A 17,591-nucleotide genomic window follows, 5' to 3' on the forward strand; every position below is an offset into this window, starting at 1 on the left:
TGAAGCATATCTATGAAAAAACTGATATTGTGGGTTTGTGGTTGTTTATGTACATTCAATGCATTTTCCCAGAGCCGTGTCTCTGTGGAAAATGCATTTGTAAAGGTTGTCTTTCAGCAGAATGAGATTCAGCTGAAAAGTAAGAAGACACAGTTCCGTACCCAGCGGTTGAGGCTGGAAGGCAAGATTCTGGAAGCCGAGAAGAGTCTGCTGACCGATTCGTTGTGGGGACAGGGGCAGCAGCTTGAAGTGAAGTGCGACAATGGGTTCGTGACTACCTTGCGGGTGTTTGCCCGGAATCCGTTTGTACAGGTGCATTCGGTCATTCACAACGGGGGAGAGCAGAGCCTTCACATCCGGAAGCAGCGGATTGCTTCGCTGGAGATTCCGGTGGCTCAGCCGGCCGCTTCGTTCCGTTCCCTGGGTTCGGGAGGACTGCAGCCTCTGGAGAAGGCAGAGGGCAGTTTCTCGTATTCACTGCTGGCCGATGCCGGCAGCTATCAGTCGGTGCTGACTGCCTGGCTGACACAGTTCCAGGGCATTGGAGTGATGGAACCTCGGTGGGATCCGGCTTCGAAGACGTATACGATTGAGTCGGGACTCGATTTCGGACATTATCTGGTGCCGGTGGGAAAAAGCCGGGGTACGGATGTGCTGATGATCGGTTTTTTTGAAGACGGAAGAGAGGGACTGGAACTGTATGGGGATTTCCTGGCAAAGGCCTACGGCATTCACTTGCCGGAAAAACCGGAGGTATACAGTACCTGGTATCACCGGAACCTGAGCGGTTCGGGGGCTTCCAACGAGAAAATGTTGTCGGAGAATACCGATTTTGTGGCTGCATCGCTCCACGATTACGGACTGAATACGATTCAGATAGACGATCATTGGCAGAGTTCCATGATCGACGGCATCACGTATAATTCGCCGACGGGAGTCAAGGGAGGCATCCAGTTGAACGGTGGCCCGATCAAGAATTTCATGAAGGGCAATGAGAATTTCCCTTCCGGCATGCAGGCCATGGCCGATAAGATTCACCGTGCGGGACTGACTCCGGGTATCTGGTTCATGCCGTTCTCGGGAGATGCGAACAGTCCGTACTGTAATGCGGAAATTTTTGCGAAGACGAGGGAGGGCAAGCCGTATACGGCACGGCTCTGGTCGGGTACTTGCATCGATGCTACCGGTCCGGAGGGAGAGGCTTTCCTGAGAGACCGTTTCCGGACGATTTACGGATGGGGATACCGCTACTGGAAGATTGACGGACTGCATACCGGTGCGCCTTCGGAGAATGTGTATGTGCAGCGGGCTTATAACGGCAAGCCGCTCTTCGGAGAGGCGGTGCTGAAGGATTCTACGCTGACTTTCGTGCAGGCTTTCCGCAAGGGTATGGACATCCTGAACGAGGAGGCTCCCGGAGTCTTCCTGCTGGGATGCAGTGCCACACAGAATATGAGTTCGTTTGCGGGGGCATTCGGAAGGGTGCATGCCATGCGCGTAGGTCCGGACAATGACGGGGCCATGCACGGGAAATGGAGGATTGTCACCACGGGTGCCGACTTTGCGGGTAATCTGTACTTCCTGAATAATAAGGTATGGTACAACGACCCCGACCCGTATTATGTAAGGGAGAGCAATCCGCTGGAAAAGGCCCGCTGGATGGTTTCCTGGCAGGCGGTTTCCGGAGCGATGAGTACCACCAGCATGCAGTATGCACAGTTGCCGGCAGAGCGCCTGGAACTGATCAAGCGGGGACTGCCTACGCATAGTCTGAATGCGCGTCCGGTGGATATTCTGGAGTCGGAAAAGCCGCGTATCTGGCGGGTAACCGACGGCAGGACATTCATTGTGGGACTCTTCAACTGGTCGGATAAGGACAGTACCGCGGTTTCGTATCCGTTCGGGCGGATGGACCTGGATGAGAAAGGGGACTATGAGGTATTCGACTTCTGGAAGAATGCTTATCTCGGACGACTTTCCGGCCGACTGACGGCTACGCTGGAGCCGGCTGGCTGCAAGGTGTGGTCGCTGCGTAAGGTCAGCCGCTGTCCGCAGGTGCTCAGTACGTCGCGTCACATTACTCAGGGACTGATGGATGTGAAGGCGGAAAACTGGGACAGGCAGGAGCAGTGTCTTTCCGGACGTAGCCGGGTGGTGAAAGGTGACCGGTACGAACTGCGGCTGGTGGTTCCGGAGCAGTGGAAGGTACGGAAAGCGACATTCGGCGACCGTGAGGCTGAGGTGAAGGTCGAAGGAAGACTGGTCCGGGTATCGTTTGTTCCCGACAAGACGGAAGATAAAGAGTGGGCAATCGGTTTTGACAAGCAGTAAGAGAGTGAAGGCGGTTGCCTGCCGGACAAGATAAAATAGGTAGTGCGGCTGTGGCCTCCCGAGGAAGTGGCAGTTGCACGGGGAAAGGTTGTGAATCAGGAAACAAGTAAGGGTACCATTTTCGGATTTTCCGAAAATGGAAGTGCCCTGAGATCTTAGCCATTAGAAATGATTGAAAAAAATCCAGCTGCTCCGTATGGGGCGGCTGGATTTTTTTATGTCTGTGGTGGAACGGTCCACGATTTATTGACTGTTTTCCACCGCTTATTTACGGTGTTCCACGGAACCGGATGTCTTGGGAATCCGGATGACCAGCGGTGAGGCGGCATACAGTTCCGACTGATAATGGTATTGTGAGGCGTCGCGGCTGTCGGGCAGTTCCACGGTCACTTCACTGCCGGTGCCGTAATCGGATATGCGGATGCATTCGCCCTTCACCCGGTTGACTCCCTGCGGGGTATAGGCATAGTTGCCTGCCGGCAGGCGGGTAGACGACCAGAAACGGAGGGTCTGTCTTTCTCCGTCCGGAGCAGGATTGCCTACGCTCAGTGTCCATTGGGCTTCATCCTCTTTCAGCATGACCATGGCTGGGGCTTCCGAACGAATCTCCGTACCCCCGATACGGAGGCTTCCGGGAGCGAAGAAGGCATACTGTCTGATTTGCTCCTTGCGTGAGAACACTCCGTGTATGGAATCGGATGCACAGCGGTATTCCAGGTCCTGCAGCACCTCCCGGAGGCGCTGAGGCATTTCTGCTGCCGATACGTTCGGGATTTCCAGGTAGGCATACCGGTCGTCCAGGTCCTCTTTTCCCGGATGGATGCCGTGCTCCAGAGCTACGATGAAGTTGGGCGTTCCGTCGGCAATCTCCCGGTCGGTCACATGGATTTCCTTTCCCGTACGGATTTGCAGCCGGATCCGGTGCGAGGGAAGGACGATGTATCCCTTTTCGCCGGTATGTATCCAGCAGGGCTTTGTCGTATGGATTCCGACAGCCACCGATTCTCCGGGCACTGCCTGATGCAGCCGGCCGTCGGCATACCAGGTCAGGGTATCCCTGAACTCCGACTGGTCGATGAAGGTGTGGATGGCCTGTCCCTGTCCTTCCCTTAACCGCTGGATGTGACTTCCCAAAGCCAGGATCCGGTCTTCCAGGAAATAATAGCTTTTCAGGGCCGTAGCCGAACTGTAGGTTTCCTGAGGCAGGTGATGATAGATTCCCATTCCATAGGTCCCGTCTGCCAGTACCCCGGCCACCTTGTTGGCTCCCGGGAGGGAAGCCTGTGAACCTCCTTCGGCAGGAAGCGGGTCGTTCCGCCATTCTTCCGTAAGTCCCGGAAGGGCATGCCAGTCCATGTTGCTCAACACCTGCTGGTCGTATTCGTCTCCCCTGACTTTCAGTTGCAGGATACCGTATCCCCCGTGCCAGGATTTGCGTACCTTACTGAAATCTTCGATGCCTACCGTCCGTTCCGATTTCAGCTTGAGGGAGGCATAGAAAGGCTTTTCCTGTGCTCCTCTGCGGTGGATCAGGAACTCGTTGACCCAGTAGGCCCGGGTACCCGAGCATTCGAAGCGGTTTTTGCTGATTTCTTTGGCCACTGCCTTCAGCTTGTCCAGATTTTCCAGTCGCGTATCCCGGCTCTGTGCCGCTTCCAGGGCCTTGACTGCCTGAAGGTAGGTCTTGGAAACAAACTTTTTCAGGTCGCTGAGATAACTTCTTCCGGCTACCAGAAAATCCATCTGGCCTTTGTAGAAGAAGAACGGATATACCTCCAGCAGGCGGTCGAGCTGGAACTGGTAGTAGGGACTGTCAATCCGGAAATCGGTATCCTTGAAGTAACGGAAGCCGTGACTGCAGTCGGTCAGCCATTCGAAGCCATAGGCCACCATGGCCGCATCCGTTCCGTGTCCGATGTGGTGGGAGACGGTGCCGTCGGGGTGGAATCCCGATTGTCCGTACCGGTGGGCAGGAATGCCGAACTTGGTCATCCACCGGCTGACGTCGGCCATGACTCCGTGCGGACTCCATCCCGGCGAGAAACTGAAGCCCTTGAAAGGCGGGTTATGATAGAAACTGCTGTACCAGTAGGGAACGTAAGTCACCGGACGGTTGTAGTCTCCCCAGATCAGGGGAAGGGCCAGCAGGGTGCGCGAACGGTGTCCCAGGTTGGCATCCGCCCAGGCTCCTGCCGAATAAAGGGTATCGGTCAGGTTGCCCCACCGCTGTTCGGGGTTGTCGATTTCCCGCCGTTTTTCCGTAATGGAAGTAAACAGCTGGAAGTAGCGTATCAGGCTCTGGTGAAGGCGCAGACTGGTACTGTCGTTCTGTCGGATACCTTCCAGGATGTCGGGCATCAGTGCCAGGGCCGGTACCACCAGCGGGTCCGACAGTTTCCACTGGTGCGTAGTGGTACTGTAGTTCATCAGTCCGTAATTGTGCAGTAGACTGATGCCGTCTCCGGTGTACTTTCCGATGGGCTGCCCGTTGATCAGTACGTCATCTCCCTCTATCGGTACGCACGAGGTGTAGGCCAGCAGGGCCTGGTAAAGGGCTTCTTTCAGGGCTTCCCGTGCCTGAGGGTCTCCCTCCGTGCCATAGACCTTCGAGAGACAGTAGGCCCGTCCCATACCTCCTATCAGGTTGCAGACCTGGATCCATTCGTCGTCCAGGGGCTTGAGGGAAGGATTCTTTTGTTTCGGGGTGTACTGAAATTTCAGGGGAAGCGGCCGATAGCACGAGAATCCCTGAAAACGCCCGTTGCCGGCTGTTACCTGCCGGATGAGCCGGGCCACCTTTTCATCCGACAGCCGTTTGCTGCCGTACAGCCTGCCTTGTGAGAGGGCCATGGGAAGGTAGCGCTCGTAGCACAGTTCCCACAGGGTCTGCCGGGTAATGTGGATGGCTACCGGGAAAGTCTGCAGGGTCCGGCTGCCGCTTTTCAGTGCCACTTCCATGCGGCAGGTCTTTTCCTGAAGCCCGGTGTTTTCTCCTTCATCGACCCGGAAGACGCCCATGATGCGTCCGCAGGCATCGAACTGGGTCTCGACCCGGAACAGCGGCCGGTCATCCTGACGGAGAATCTCGAAACGGTAACCGGCCGGAATTTTCCGGGAGGGAGCTTCCTTGTTGCTTTCCAGGTGAATCCGTCCCGTGACTTCGGTATTTTCCGGACTGCCGGTCGCTACATCGAAGTATCCGGCAAAGACGATTTCCTGTGCCTTGCCCGATGTCACGGTCAGTAACCAGAGAAGTCCTGTAAAAATGAGTTTTTTCATGTGTGTCATCAACTTATCTATTCAATCGGATTTGTCTTTGTGAGTGATGGGTGTTCTTTACGTTACGGAAAGGAAAATCTTTCTTTATGGATCACATCCTTTCTCGTTTTGCGTGCGGCAAAACCTCGCGGCCTTTTGGAAAAAGCTGGCGAGGTTTTCAGTAAAACATCGCCAGCTTTTGCTTCAAATTCCTTTATGCATTTTCCTACAGAGCTAATTGTGCGGCACTTCCTCTGCTTGTCTTCCGAAAAAAGAGTCTGTCGGGAGGCAGACAGAGGAAGGAGCCGGAGACTCCCGGGAGAAATTCCGGAAATCAGTTGTTGGGCAGCGGCACCATCGGACGGCGTCCGTGGTTCAGCTTCAGTCCCTCTTTATAGGCTTCCGGTCCGTGGAGGTCCTTGATTTTCATTTCCCCGAGGTTGACCAGGATGCCTCTGGCCATCAGTCCGGCATCTTCATTGGCCAGACGCGGCAGAGTTTCAGCAGCCTTTTTCAATTCCGGAAGGAAAGGACGGATAAACGACTGCATGGACTTGTCGAGCGACAGGCATTCGAGAGCCGAATAGCCGATTTTCCGGTGCTCTTCCTTTACCGGGGTGACGAGGCGTGCCACACCTTCGGGGGCATGTCCCAGGTAAGCCACCGCATAGGCAGCTTCGGCAGCCACATAGGGGTCGGCATCGTGGAGCAGGGCCAGCAAGGCATCCGGACATGTTTTCAGCTGACCGCTTCTTCCCAGTTGTGCATAACCGGCGGCTCCCCAGAATCTCATGTCAGTATATGAACTTGTGATGGCTTTCCGGAACAGGGCCTCGTCCTTGAGGGTAGCCGTACCGGCGGTTTCGGCCACTGCATACAGGTCTTCCATCGGGTATTTCTCCTTGCGCACGGTTTCATAAAGGATGTGTCCGGTACGGGAAGTAGGCAGGAAGAATCCCAGGTCGAGGGTTGCGCGGATGTGTCCGGCGAGTGCCTCCCTCATTTCTTTCAGGATGGCGGCATGGTCGGCCGAGGCAGACAGGTCGTGGATTTCCCCCGGATCGTTCTGCAGGTCGAACAGCATTTCGGCCGGATGCGCATCGAAGGTCAGTGCCCATTCGGGATGAGTATTGTGTCCTCCCAGTACCAGTTCATCCCAGGCCTTGTTCGAAGGCATTCCCCACTGGTAGTAATTGCGCAGGGCAAACTGGCGGTAAGGAAGGTAACTGCGGATGTATTTGTAGCGTCCGTTGCTGACGGCACGTACCGGCATGAAGTGGTGCAGCTGGTTGGCCGCGATGGCAAAGTTGTACTCCCGTTTCCGGTTGTCGGCATATTTTCCGAACAGCGCCTTTCCCTGCATCTGCCGGGTCGGTTTGACTCCCGCCAGACTCAATACCGTAGGTCCCAGGTCGGTGAAGTTCACCAGGTCGCCGACCTTTCCTTGCAGGTCTCCTGCCAGGTGCTTCCACTTGGGAGGGAAGTACACAATCAGAGGCACTCTCAGTCCACTTTCGTACAGATAGCCCTTGCCGCGCGGAATACAGCCACCGTGGTCGCTGAAGAAGAAAATGATGGTATTCTCATCCAGTCCCTTTTCCTTCAGGTCTGTCAGGAAGAATCCGAGCCACTGGTCGACGTCCTGCACGGCTTCCAGATGTCCGGCATAGTCGGAACGTACCTCCGGCAGGTCGGGCACGTAGCTCGGCAAGGTGAGCTGCTGAGGATAGATGCCTTCCTGCGTATAGTCGCGGCGGCCGTCGGTGTGGAAGGTCCGGATGCGGCCCATGTGCGAAGTCACTGTATTGAAGACGGCAAAGAAAGGCTGGTCCTTTCCCCGCTTCGGACTGTTGTAGCTGGCTTTCTTGTTGCACTCGTCCCAGCAGCTTTTGTTGTTGGTCGTCGAATTATAATGCGTCTTGCTGTTGTTGGTACAGTAATAACCTGCCTCGCGCAACCGTTGCGGGAAGAAGATATCCGCCGGAGTATCATAAGGTACGGGGTGCACGTCCATTCCCCAGGTCGTGGCATAGCATCCGGTAATCAGTGACGAACGGGCCGGAGAACTCTGGGGAGCGACCGACCAGGCATTGGTAAACTGTATGCCTTGTGCCGCGAGGCTGTCGGCATGAGGAGTATGTACGTCGGGGTTACCGTAACAGCCGAATTCGGCGGCACTGGTATCCTCGAATGTCAGCCAGAGGATATTGGGACGTTCCTGGGCGGCTGCCTGATTCCCGAAAGCTGCACAACCGGCAGCGCATACGAGTAAAGATAGGTTTTTCATATCGCAAAAGTTTTGTATGTTTTTCAGTTCCCAAATGTAGCCAGCCCGTTTGTATTTGCGTTGCTGGTATGTGTAAAAGAATGGTGTTCTTGTTGAGTATCCGGCGATTGTACAAAAGTAATAGGATTTTCAACAAAAATGAGATAGGGGTTCTACAGAATGGAATCTTTTTTACAAGACTTTAAAATCGTGGCCGGGCGGAATCTTTTATTTTTGTGAGAAGTAATATTAATGGAAAAACACATGAAACGGATTGCTTTTATCTTCTTATTTTTTTGCCTGATTTCGGGAGGATATGTATCGGCTGCGGAACGCAATGACGCGGGTACTGAATTGCAGGATGAGTCTTTTGCACTTTTGCAGGAGTGGATGGACCGCCTGCTGGATTTCCAGTGTGAGAACGTACATCCGGCACTCGACGGGGGACTGCTGTGTCCGGCCTGTGCCCGCATGCACGGACGCATCGGGGATGCGGTGCTGCCGCTGATGTACCTGGCCGACCGCACTGGGGACGAGAAATACCTGTCGGGAGCCAAGAGACTGATGGGGTGGATGGAAAACGTGCACCGTCCGGACGGTTCCTGGATGAACGATGTCAATGTATCCGACTGGAACGGTACGACGGTATTTGCAGCCATTGCACTCTATGAGGCCCTCCATTACCACGGACATCTGCTGGATGAGGCTACCCGCCGCGCCTGGGAGGAGGATTTGCGGAATGCCGGTCATTTTATGATGAAGAATCCGTTTATCTACAGCCGCAAGCGTGAGGGAATGCGCAATATGAATGTCAATTATTCGGCTTCTGCCACGTATGCGTTATATGCCATCGGTACCTACTGTCAGGTGCCCGAGTTCTGTGAGAAAGCCCGGGAAATCGCCGCCGATGTCAAGGCTTATTTTACCCGCCCGAATGCTTTCCTGTTTGGGGAAGGTCCCAATATCTGGTCGGCTACGGCCCACGGCTGCTATCCGGTCGATTTGTTATATAATGTAGAGGAGTCATTGCCCAACCTGGCTTATTATGCACGGATGGCCGGTGACGAAGATATGCTGAACCTGGTGGAGAAGTCGATGAGGACGCATCTGGAGTTCATGCTTCCCGACGGTGCATGGGACAACAGCTGGGGTACCCGCAGTTTTAAATGGACATATTGGGGCGGAAGGACCAGTGACGGTTTTATGGGAGGATATTATGCCCTGGCTGCCCGGAATCCGGAGTTTGCGGAAGCGATAGCCCGTAACCTGGAGGTGTTGAAATCGGCTACGGCCGACGGCTTGCTTTACGGGGGCATGCATTACCGGGCTACCGGCATGTGGCCGTGTATCCACCATACTTTCGGACATGCCAAGGCCCTGGCTTCCTTCCTGGAGCAGGAAGCAGTGGAATTGCCTGAAAAGGCCTTGCCCCGCGATGCGGCCTATGGAATGCGCTTCTTTGAGGAAATCCGTACTTGGCTGCTGGCTTGTGGCGACTGGAGGGGTACGCTGACCGGTTATGACTCGGAATATAAGGTAAAGGGTACGCATCCGATGGGAGGGGTATTGTCGATGTTGTGGAACCGGAAGACCGGACCGGTGTTTGCCAGTACCATGAATACCTACCGGATGATTGAATCTCCGAACATGCAGTTGCACAACCGGAAATACCTGACCAACGGTTCTCCGCGCGTCGAATGGATGAAGGAAGGAAAGGCATATACCAACCTGGACGACCTGGAGGCGGAGATTACCTGTGTGGAGAAGGATGGAGTTTACATCTTTGACGTGAAATGCCATCTGGTGGATGCCGAGCAGCATTCTCCTTTAGAAACCTCTGTCGCGGTCAGTCTGCATTATGAATTCTCAGACTCGGAAATTGTGATAGAGGCAGCTGGTTTGCCTGCCGAAGCCAGTCTGATATTGCCGGTGATTGCTTCTCCACAGGAGAAAGTGGTATTTTCTCCTCAGCAGATGACCGTTGAAAAGGAAAAAGGACGCTTGTCCGTGTTGTGTCAGGAAGGAGCAATGAGTCTGCTGCCGGCCGATGCCGACGGACGGGTCATCAATCCGGTGCCGGGATTTGCGTTTGTGCCGGTACAGGTAAAAAATAATGAAGGGCATCCGCAAAAGGTCCGTGTGAAAATCAAGGCGGACTGATGTTTTTTTGATAAATTTGTGCATTTAGTTTGACCGGCTTATGAAAACAAAATTCAATTGGATATTCATTACCCTGCTCTGTTGCCTTGCGTTCCGGACGGTTGCTGCCGAACGCAACGGACTTCGTTTTTATCATCTGGGGCAGGAAGACGGTCTGTCGCACAGTACGGTCTTTTCCATCAATCAGGACAGAAAAGGCTATATGTGGTTTGCCACTTCCGATGGACTGAATAAATTCAATGGCTATAACTTTACGGTGTACCGTCATGCGTACGGCGACTCTACCAGTATCGCCAGCAATACCTCGCGCTGCATTATGGTGGACGGTTCCGGAAGGATATGGGTGGGCACCAGCGAAGGCTTGTCGCTGTACGACAGTGACAAGGAGCGTTTTGTCAATTATTACATATCCCGTAAAGGAAAACATGTGGCAGTGGTGAACATTGTGCAGATGCAGCGGGGCAAACTGCTGCTGGGGACTCCCGAAGGGGTTTTTGTCTTCGATATTGCGCAGCGCCAGTTCCTCGACGACGTATTGCCGCAGGCCATGCAGGAACTGAAGAATGCGGCTATGGTGCGCCAGGCAGACCGTATTTATATCGGGGCTTCGCGAGGTCTGTATGAGTATGCGCCTCACGACAAGATGTTCAGGCAGCTGGCCGTGCTGGAGAGCAGTGAGAATGTACAGACTGTATTCTGTCAGGAGATGGACCGTATCTGGGTGGCTACGGAAGGAGGCGGACTGTTCCTGTACAATAAGATTTCGAAGAAACTGAAGAATTATTACCTGGGAGACGAGAGCGGACTGAGGTCCAATTTTGTCCGTTCGCTTGCCCTCGATCCCGATGACCAGTTGTGGGTGGGAACATATAGCGGACTGTACATCTTCCGGGAGAATACCGGACAGTTTGACCTGCTGAGTGAGCAGTCGGAGAGTGAAGGTGACCTTTCCCAGAATTCGGTACGCTGTATCTTCAAGGATGCGCAGGGAGGCATGTGGCTCGGTACGTACTGGGGTGGGGTGAATTATTATCATCCGCTGTGCAACCGTTTCCGCCACATCAAGCACATTCCTTTCGTGAATTCATTGAGCGACAATGTGGTGAGTTGCATTGCCGAGGATGTCGACGGCAACCTGTGGATCGGTACCAGCGGAGGGGGACTGAATTTTTACGACCGGAAGAACAATCATTTTCAGGTATATTCTCCCGAAGTGGGAGTCAAGGGAATTTCCTTCAAGGATATCAAGTGTATTTACATAGACGAGGCGCACGACAAACTTTATGTGGGGGCTCATGCCGGAGGAATGATGATACTCGATCGGAAGACGGGCAGACGGGAATACCTGAACATGAAGAACAAGGGGCTTCCGACCAATAATATTTATTCCATCCTTCCGGACGGAAACGGGGGACTGTGGATTGCTGCCTTGGAATATCTGCTTCATTACGACATTACCCAAAAGTCTTTTTCCGTGGTGGAAAAAGGGGGTACGGGCGAGGGTACGCTGCGCAGGCGACTGCTCTTCCGCGATTCCAACAATACGCTCTGGATGGGAGGGGAACGCGGGGTAACGGCGTACAGGAGCAATGGAAAGGCCTTGGAGAAGAAGTCGATGGAGGGAGTTCCTGTCCTGCTGAATCAGTCGTTTATCAGTTGTTTTTACGAATCGGCTTCCGGAAAACTCTGGATCGGTACCAACAACGGTCTTTTCGGGGTGAAGAACAAGGAATATTTTCATTATACGACGAATGATGGATTGAGCAGCAACGTGATTTACGGTATTATGGAGGACGTGTTCGGACGGCTGTGGATCAGTACCAACCAGGGTCTGAGCTGCATGGACAGCAAGTCGGGCAGTTTCCGCAATTTTACCATGCAGGACGGACTGCAGAGCAATCAGTTCAATGCCGGTTCTTTCTGCCGCACGAGTTCGGGGGAAATGCTGTTCGGAGGCGTGAACGGAATCACTTCCTTCATCCCCGAGACACTGGTGGACAATCCGTATGCTCCACAGCCCATCATCGACCGTCTGCAGGTCTTCAACAAAGAGATTCTTCCGGACGACGGAACCGGTATTCTTTCGGAGAGTATCGAGAAAACGGAGTCCATCACGCTGGATGCTTCCCAGAATTCGTTCTCGCTGTCGTTTGTCGTACCGAATTACATCGCGCGTACGCACAATACCTTCTCTTACAAGCTGGACGGATACGACAAGGACTGGTTTGAACTGGAGGACTCGCGTACGGTATCCTATGCCAACCTCCCGGCAGGGGTCTATGTCTTTTATGTGAAGGCCGCCAACAACGATGGCAAGTGGAACGAAGAGTCGGCTTCGCTCCGGATTGAGATTCTGCCCGTGTGGTACCGCACCTGGTGGGCGACGACCTTGCTTGTCGTGGTGCTTGTCTTCCTGGCGACAGGGGCGTTCCGCTTCTTCTGGAGCCGCAAGAGCATGCAGGCTGCCATTCTGATGGAGCGGAAAGACCGGGAGAAGATGGAGGAGGTCAATCAGATGAAAATCCGTTTTTATGTCAATATCTCGCACGAACTCCGTACGCCACTGACACTGATTACGGCTCCGCTGCAGGACTTGCTGGACCATGTGCCCAATTACTGGGAGCGTGAGAAACTGACTTATATCCAGCGGAATACCAACCGGCTGCTGCACCTGGTCAACCAGCTGATGGATTACCGGAGGGCGGAACTGGGAATCTTCAAGTTGCAGCTGACCCGCTCGAATGCGTATAAGCGGGTGCTGAACTGCTTCCTGAATTACGAGCATTGGGTGAAGAAGAAGGATATCGACTATAATATTTATACGGAACTGCAGGACAAGGATTTTCTGTTCGATGCGAACTACCTGGACCTGATTCTGAACAACCTGCTTTCGAATGCCGTGAAATATACCGAGGCGGGGGAGAGCATCACCGTCAAACTGTATGAAGAGGGTGAGTACCTGGTCTTGCAGGTAAGTGATACCGGTGTAGGTATTCCGAAGGACAAGCAGAAGAAAATTTTTGAGCGCTTCTATCAGGTAGACAGTGACCACCCGGGAAGCGGCATCGGACTTTCTCTGATTCAGCGCCTGGTAGAACTGCACCACGGTCGGATCGACCTGAAGAGTGAGGTGGGCAAGGGCTCGACTTTTACGGTGTATATTCCGCAGAACGAAAGTGCGTATACCCTGGAAGAACTTCAGAGCAATACGGGCAATTCCACGGAACAGGTGGCTTATTCTACGAATGCGAATGATGCTTACGTAGGGGAAACCATGGATACCGACTTGTCGGCGGATGCGGAGGACAGTGAAAAGAAAATCACGATACTGGTGGTAGAGGACAATGAGGAACTCCGGAATTACCTGGTGAGCGGACTGAGGGATCTGTTCAATGTGACGGTAGCCGGCAACGGACAGGAGGCTCTCGAACTGCTTAAGGACAAGGAGGTCGACCTGGTTGTCACGGACGTGATGATGCCGGTCATGGACGGTATCAAGTTGTGCCGGCAACTGAAGCAGAACCTGCGTACCTGTCACATTCCGGTGTTCATGCTCTCGGCAAAGACCGATGTGAAGTATCAGCTGGAAGGACTGAAGGTAGGCGCCGATGATTACTTGCCGAAACCGTTCTCCATGTCTGTCCTGAGGACCAAGATACAGAATACCCTCCGTACCCGGAGCCGCGCCTTCGAACGGTATTCCAACTCCACGGAAGTGGAGCCGGAGAAAATTGCCATGAACAGCATGGACGAGGAACTGCTGAGAAAGGCCATCGAGGTGGTGGAGCGGAACATGGACAACGTGGAATTCTCTACGGAGCAGTTTGCCAGTGAGATGAACATGAGCCGTTCGAACCTGCACCTGAAACTGAAGGCGATTACCGGTAAGTCGGCTATCGAGTTTATTCATAAGATTCGTTTTAACAGGGCCTGCCAGTTGCTGAAGGAAGGCAAGTATTCCATTGCGGAAATCAGTTATATGGTAGGATATAATACCCCGTCGTACTTTGCGGCCCGTTTCAAGAAATACATGGGCTGCCTGCCGACGGAATACATCAAGAAAGAGTCATGAACAGATTGAGAGGTTGGATATTTTATGCGGTGCTGCTCCTGATAGGGGGAGGATGCCGGACACATACGAAGACGGAGGCCGGTGTGGAAACCATCGACTGCGGAAAGACGGAGAAAGGAGAACTGTTCCAGTTCCGCTTGTCGAACGGGAAGGGAACCACCGTTTCGGTAACCAATTGGGGGGCTGCCCTGATGGACGTCTCCGTACCTGACAAACGGGGAAACCTGGCTTCGGTGGTACTGGGATTCGACAGTGCCCACCAATACCGGCAATCCCACCCCAAGTTCGGCAGCGTGGTAGGGCGTTATGCCAACCGCATTGCCGGGGCCTCGCTGGAACTGGATGGGGTAACGTATGCTCTTGACAGGAACCAGCGGAACAACTGTATTCATGGAGGGACTGAAGGTTTTCACCAGCAACTGTTTCAGGTGGATACGGCCTATGTATCCGCAGATACGGCAGTGGTGCGTATGTCTTACCTGAGCCGGCACCTGGAAGGCGGTTTTCCGGGCAACCTGCAACTGGAGGTGGCTTATAAGCTGAACAGCCGGAATGAGGTGATTCTGGAGTATACGGCTACGACCGACCGTCCGACCGTAATCAACCTGACCAACCACAGTTATTTCAATCTCTCGGGAGGAGAGCGGGATGTACTGGCGCACCGTTATCGCATTGTGGCCGATTCGGTAACTCCGGTCGACTCGGCCGGCATTCCTACGGGAGAACGGATGGCAGTGGAAGGTACGGAATACGATTTCAGACAGGCCGATTCACTGGGAGCGCGGATGGACAACGGAGCCTCGTACGATATCAACTATGTATTGGACAAAGGTCCCGGAACCCTTTCTCTGGTTGCAGTGGTGGAAGATCCGGCAAGCGGAAGAATCCTGAAAGCCTATACTACGGAGCCGGGAATGCAGTTTTATGTGCCTAAAACGGATATGGGCAAGTACGGCGGGCGGAATGGAAAGCCTTATGGCAGGTATTATGGTTTCTGCCTTGAGATGCAGCATTATCCCGACGCCCCGCATCATCCGGCATTTCCTTCTACTGTATTGCGTCCCGGAGAAGTGTACCGGCAGGTGACGGTATACCGGTTTGAGACTGAAGGAGAAGGAGGTTCACAAGAAAGAGACAATGATTAATTCTTAAAATGATAGCTAATTGATTCATGAAAACAACGATTTTACTACTAGCCGTAAGTTGCCTGCTGTGCACCCCCGGAAAGGTGAAGGCACAGGAACGCAACGAAGTAACCTGGCAGAAGGTAGAGGGAGTGACCATTCCCGTACCTCCTCAGGTACATCCCCGTCTGTATCTCCGTGCTGCGGATATTCCTGAACTGCAACAGCGGATGAAGCATCCTGAAATCAAGGAAACGCTGAAGCTGATGAAGCGTCTGGGAAAAGACCGTACGAAGAAAGAGGAGGCAAAGGCACCCGCCAAGGACGGTTTCCGTTACTATGCAGAGATGAGGGGGCTGACTACCCGTGCCCAGTTGCAGGCACTCGACTATCTGGTTTCGGGTGACAAGAAGCAGGCGCGTAAGGCCATTACGGAAATGCTTGACTCTTTGCAGCATACCGATTTTGGGGTGAAGGGTGACCTTTCCCGTGCCAGCGGTTCGATGCTGATGGTGGGAGCCATGGTATACGACTGGTGCTACGACCAGATGGAATCGTCTGAAAAGCAGGCCTACATCAAAGAGTTCGTGCGGATTGCCAAGACCATGGAATGCGGATATCCTCCAAAGAATACGGAACCGATTGCCGGACATTCTTCCGAATGGATGGTACTGAGGGACATGCTCTCGGCAGGTATCGCCATTTACGACGAGTATCCGGATATGTACAACTATGTGGTGAAGATGATGTATGAGGATTATATTCCGGTGCGCAACTTCATTTATTCGGGACATAATTATCATCAGGGAACAAGTTATGCGAATGTGCGTTTCAGCAATGACCTGATTTCTCTGTGGATATTGTCACGTATGGGGGCAGGGGCCATCTATGATCCGGCGCAGCAGTTTGTACTGTACGACTTTATTTACCGTCGTCGTCCGGACGGGCAGGTGATGCCGGCCGGTGATACGAATCCGGGAAGAAAGTCGATTGCCTCTTATGCCTTGCCTGCCATGCTGGCCTACAGCTATTACAAGGATGAATACCTGGCTTATGAGTATCAGCGCCGCCCGAAAATTGACAATCACTGTCTGATTTTCGATGTGCTGTGGAGAAATCTGGAGGTGAAGCCCAAATCGCCCAAGAGCCTGCCGCTGACCCGTTATTCCGGCAGTCCGTTCGGCTGGATGATTGCCCGTACCGGCTGGGGAGACAACAGCGTGATTGCGGAAATGAAAATCAATGAGCAGTTTGTAGGCAACCACCAGCACATGGATGGAGGAGCTTTCCAGTTGTATTATAAAGGTCCGCTCGCCATCGATGCCGGTGCTTATCAGGGTACTTCCGGAGGGTATAACAGTCCTCACAACAAGAATTTCTTCAAGCGTACCATTGCGCACAACTCGCTGCTGATTTACGATCCCGAAGAAAAGTTTGCCTGCTGGAACTACGGTGGTGCCGATAAGACAGAGTTTGCTGCCAATGACGGAGGACAGCGGATGCCAGGCGACCGTTGGGAAACCTGCCGTTCGTTTGCTGACCTGATGAGTGAGGCTTATACGACCGGTAAGGTGCTGGCACACGGTACAGGCAGTGATGCGATGCAGCCGGATTATTCTTACCTGAAGGGGGACATTACGAAAGCCTATTCTGCGAAAGTGAAGGAAGTGAAACGTTCGTTTGTATTCCTGAACCTGAAGTCAAGGAAAGTTCCGGGTGCCTTGATCGTCTATGACAAAGTGGTTTCTTCCCGTCCGGAGTTCGGTAAGTTCTGGCTGCTGCACAGTGTGGAAGAACCGGAGATGGGAGAAGGCGGCTTTACGGTGAAACGGACCAAGAACGATGATTCGGGTATGTTGTACAACCGGGTGCTGCTGCCGGAAGCCGGAAACGTGAAAATGGAGAAAGTGGGAGGACCGGGTAAGGAATTCTGGGTCTTTGGAACCAATTATCCTAACGCAGCGCAGCCCAACCGTCCGGACATTGCCAATGAACGGGGAGAATGGAGAGTCGAGATTTCTCCGTTGAAACCGGCTGAAGAGAATTATTTCCTGAATGTGATGCAGGTGGCCGACAACGACTGCCAGCAGTTGAATGACGTGAAGCGGATCGATGCCGAACGGGTAACGGGAGTGCAGTTGGCCGACCGTGTCGTGACTTTCAGCAAGAACTGTGAGCCGCTTTCCGGAAAGGTTGATCTGAAGGTAGAAGGGGAAGGTACATACAAATTCGTGCTGACGGATATGAATGCCGGAACCTGGCAGGTAAGAAAAGACGGAAAGCTCTTCCTGCCGGCAACTGTAGTCCGTGCGGACGATGGAGTACTGAGCTTTGAAGGTCCTGCCGGACATTACGAATGCTTCAGATAATGTATTACAAC

At 53.4% G+C, this 17,591-nt stretch carries 7 protein-coding genes; 5 read left to right on the plus strand and 2 right to left on the minus strand.

What is annotated here, in order from left to right; genetic code table 11:
• Positions 1 to 12: 12 nt before the first annotated feature.
• Positions 13 to 2,331, plus strand: coding sequence for an alpha-galactosidase (locus tag H3001_RS00180; protein WP_181213721.1), 2,319 nt, complete (start codon positions 13 to 15; stop codon positions 2,329 to 2,331).
• 264 nt (positions 2,332 to 2,595) lie between these two features.
• Here H3001_RS00180 and H3001_RS00185 read toward each other — a convergent pair whose 3' ends face one another.
• Together H3001_RS00185 and H3001_RS00190 are read right to left on the minus strand one after the other, a co-directional pair.
• Positions 2,596 to 5,610 carry a polysaccharide lyase family 8 super-sandwich domain-containing protein gene (locus H3001_RS00185; protein WP_181213722.1) on the minus strand — a complete coding sequence of 1,005 codons (3,015 nt, stop codon included), beginning with the start codon at positions 5,608 to 5,610 and terminating at the stop codon, positions 2,596 to 2,598.
• Between the two features lie 313 nt (positions 5,611 to 5,923).
• Positions 5,924 to 7,876, minus strand: a complete 1,953-nt coding sequence (locus tag H3001_RS00190; RefSeq protein ID WP_181213723.1) for a sulfatase family protein — start codon at positions 7,874 to 7,876, stop codon at positions 5,924 to 5,926.
• 243 nt (positions 7,877 to 8,119) lie between these two features.
• Here H3001_RS00190 and H3001_RS00195 point away from each other — a divergent pair, with 243 nt between their 5' ends.
• The 4 genes from H3001_RS00195 to hepB are packed head-to-tail and all read left to right on the plus strand — an operon-like array spanning position 8,120 to position 17,580.
• Positions 8,120 to 10,015, plus strand: coding sequence for a hypothetical protein (locus H3001_RS00195; RefSeq protein ID WP_181213724.1), 1,896 nt, complete (start codon positions 8,120 to 8,122; stop codon positions 10,013 to 10,015).
• 40 nt (positions 10,016 to 10,055) lie between these two features.
• The gene (locus H3001_RS00200; RefSeq protein WP_181213725.1) at positions 10,056 to 14,087 is read left to right on the plus strand and encodes a hybrid sensor histidine kinase/response regulator transcription factor; all 4,032 of its coding nucleotides are present in this window, start codon (positions 10,056 to 10,058) and stop codon (positions 14,085 to 14,087) included.
• Complete coding sequence (locus H3001_RS00205) at positions 14,084 to 15,232, plus strand: aldose epimerase family protein (RefSeq protein ID WP_181213726.1); 1,149 nt, start codon at positions 14,084 to 14,086, stop codon at positions 15,230 to 15,232. Before H3001_RS00200 ends, H3001_RS00205 begins: the two co-directional genes overlap by 4 nt.
• Before the next feature lie 26 nt (positions 15,233 to 15,258).
• Entirely contained in the window at positions 15,259 to 17,580 is a 2,322-nt protein-coding gene (hepB, locus tag H3001_RS00210) for a heparin/heparin-sulfate lyase HepB (protein ID WP_181213727.1), read from the plus strand.
• Positions 17,581 to 17,591: the final 11 nt, after the last annotated feature.

The sequence above is a fragment of the Phocaeicola faecicola genome (assembly GCF_013618865.1).
Classification (GTDB): Bacteria; Bacteroidota; Bacteroidia; order Bacteroidales; family Bacteroidaceae; genus Phocaeicola; species Phocaeicola faecicola.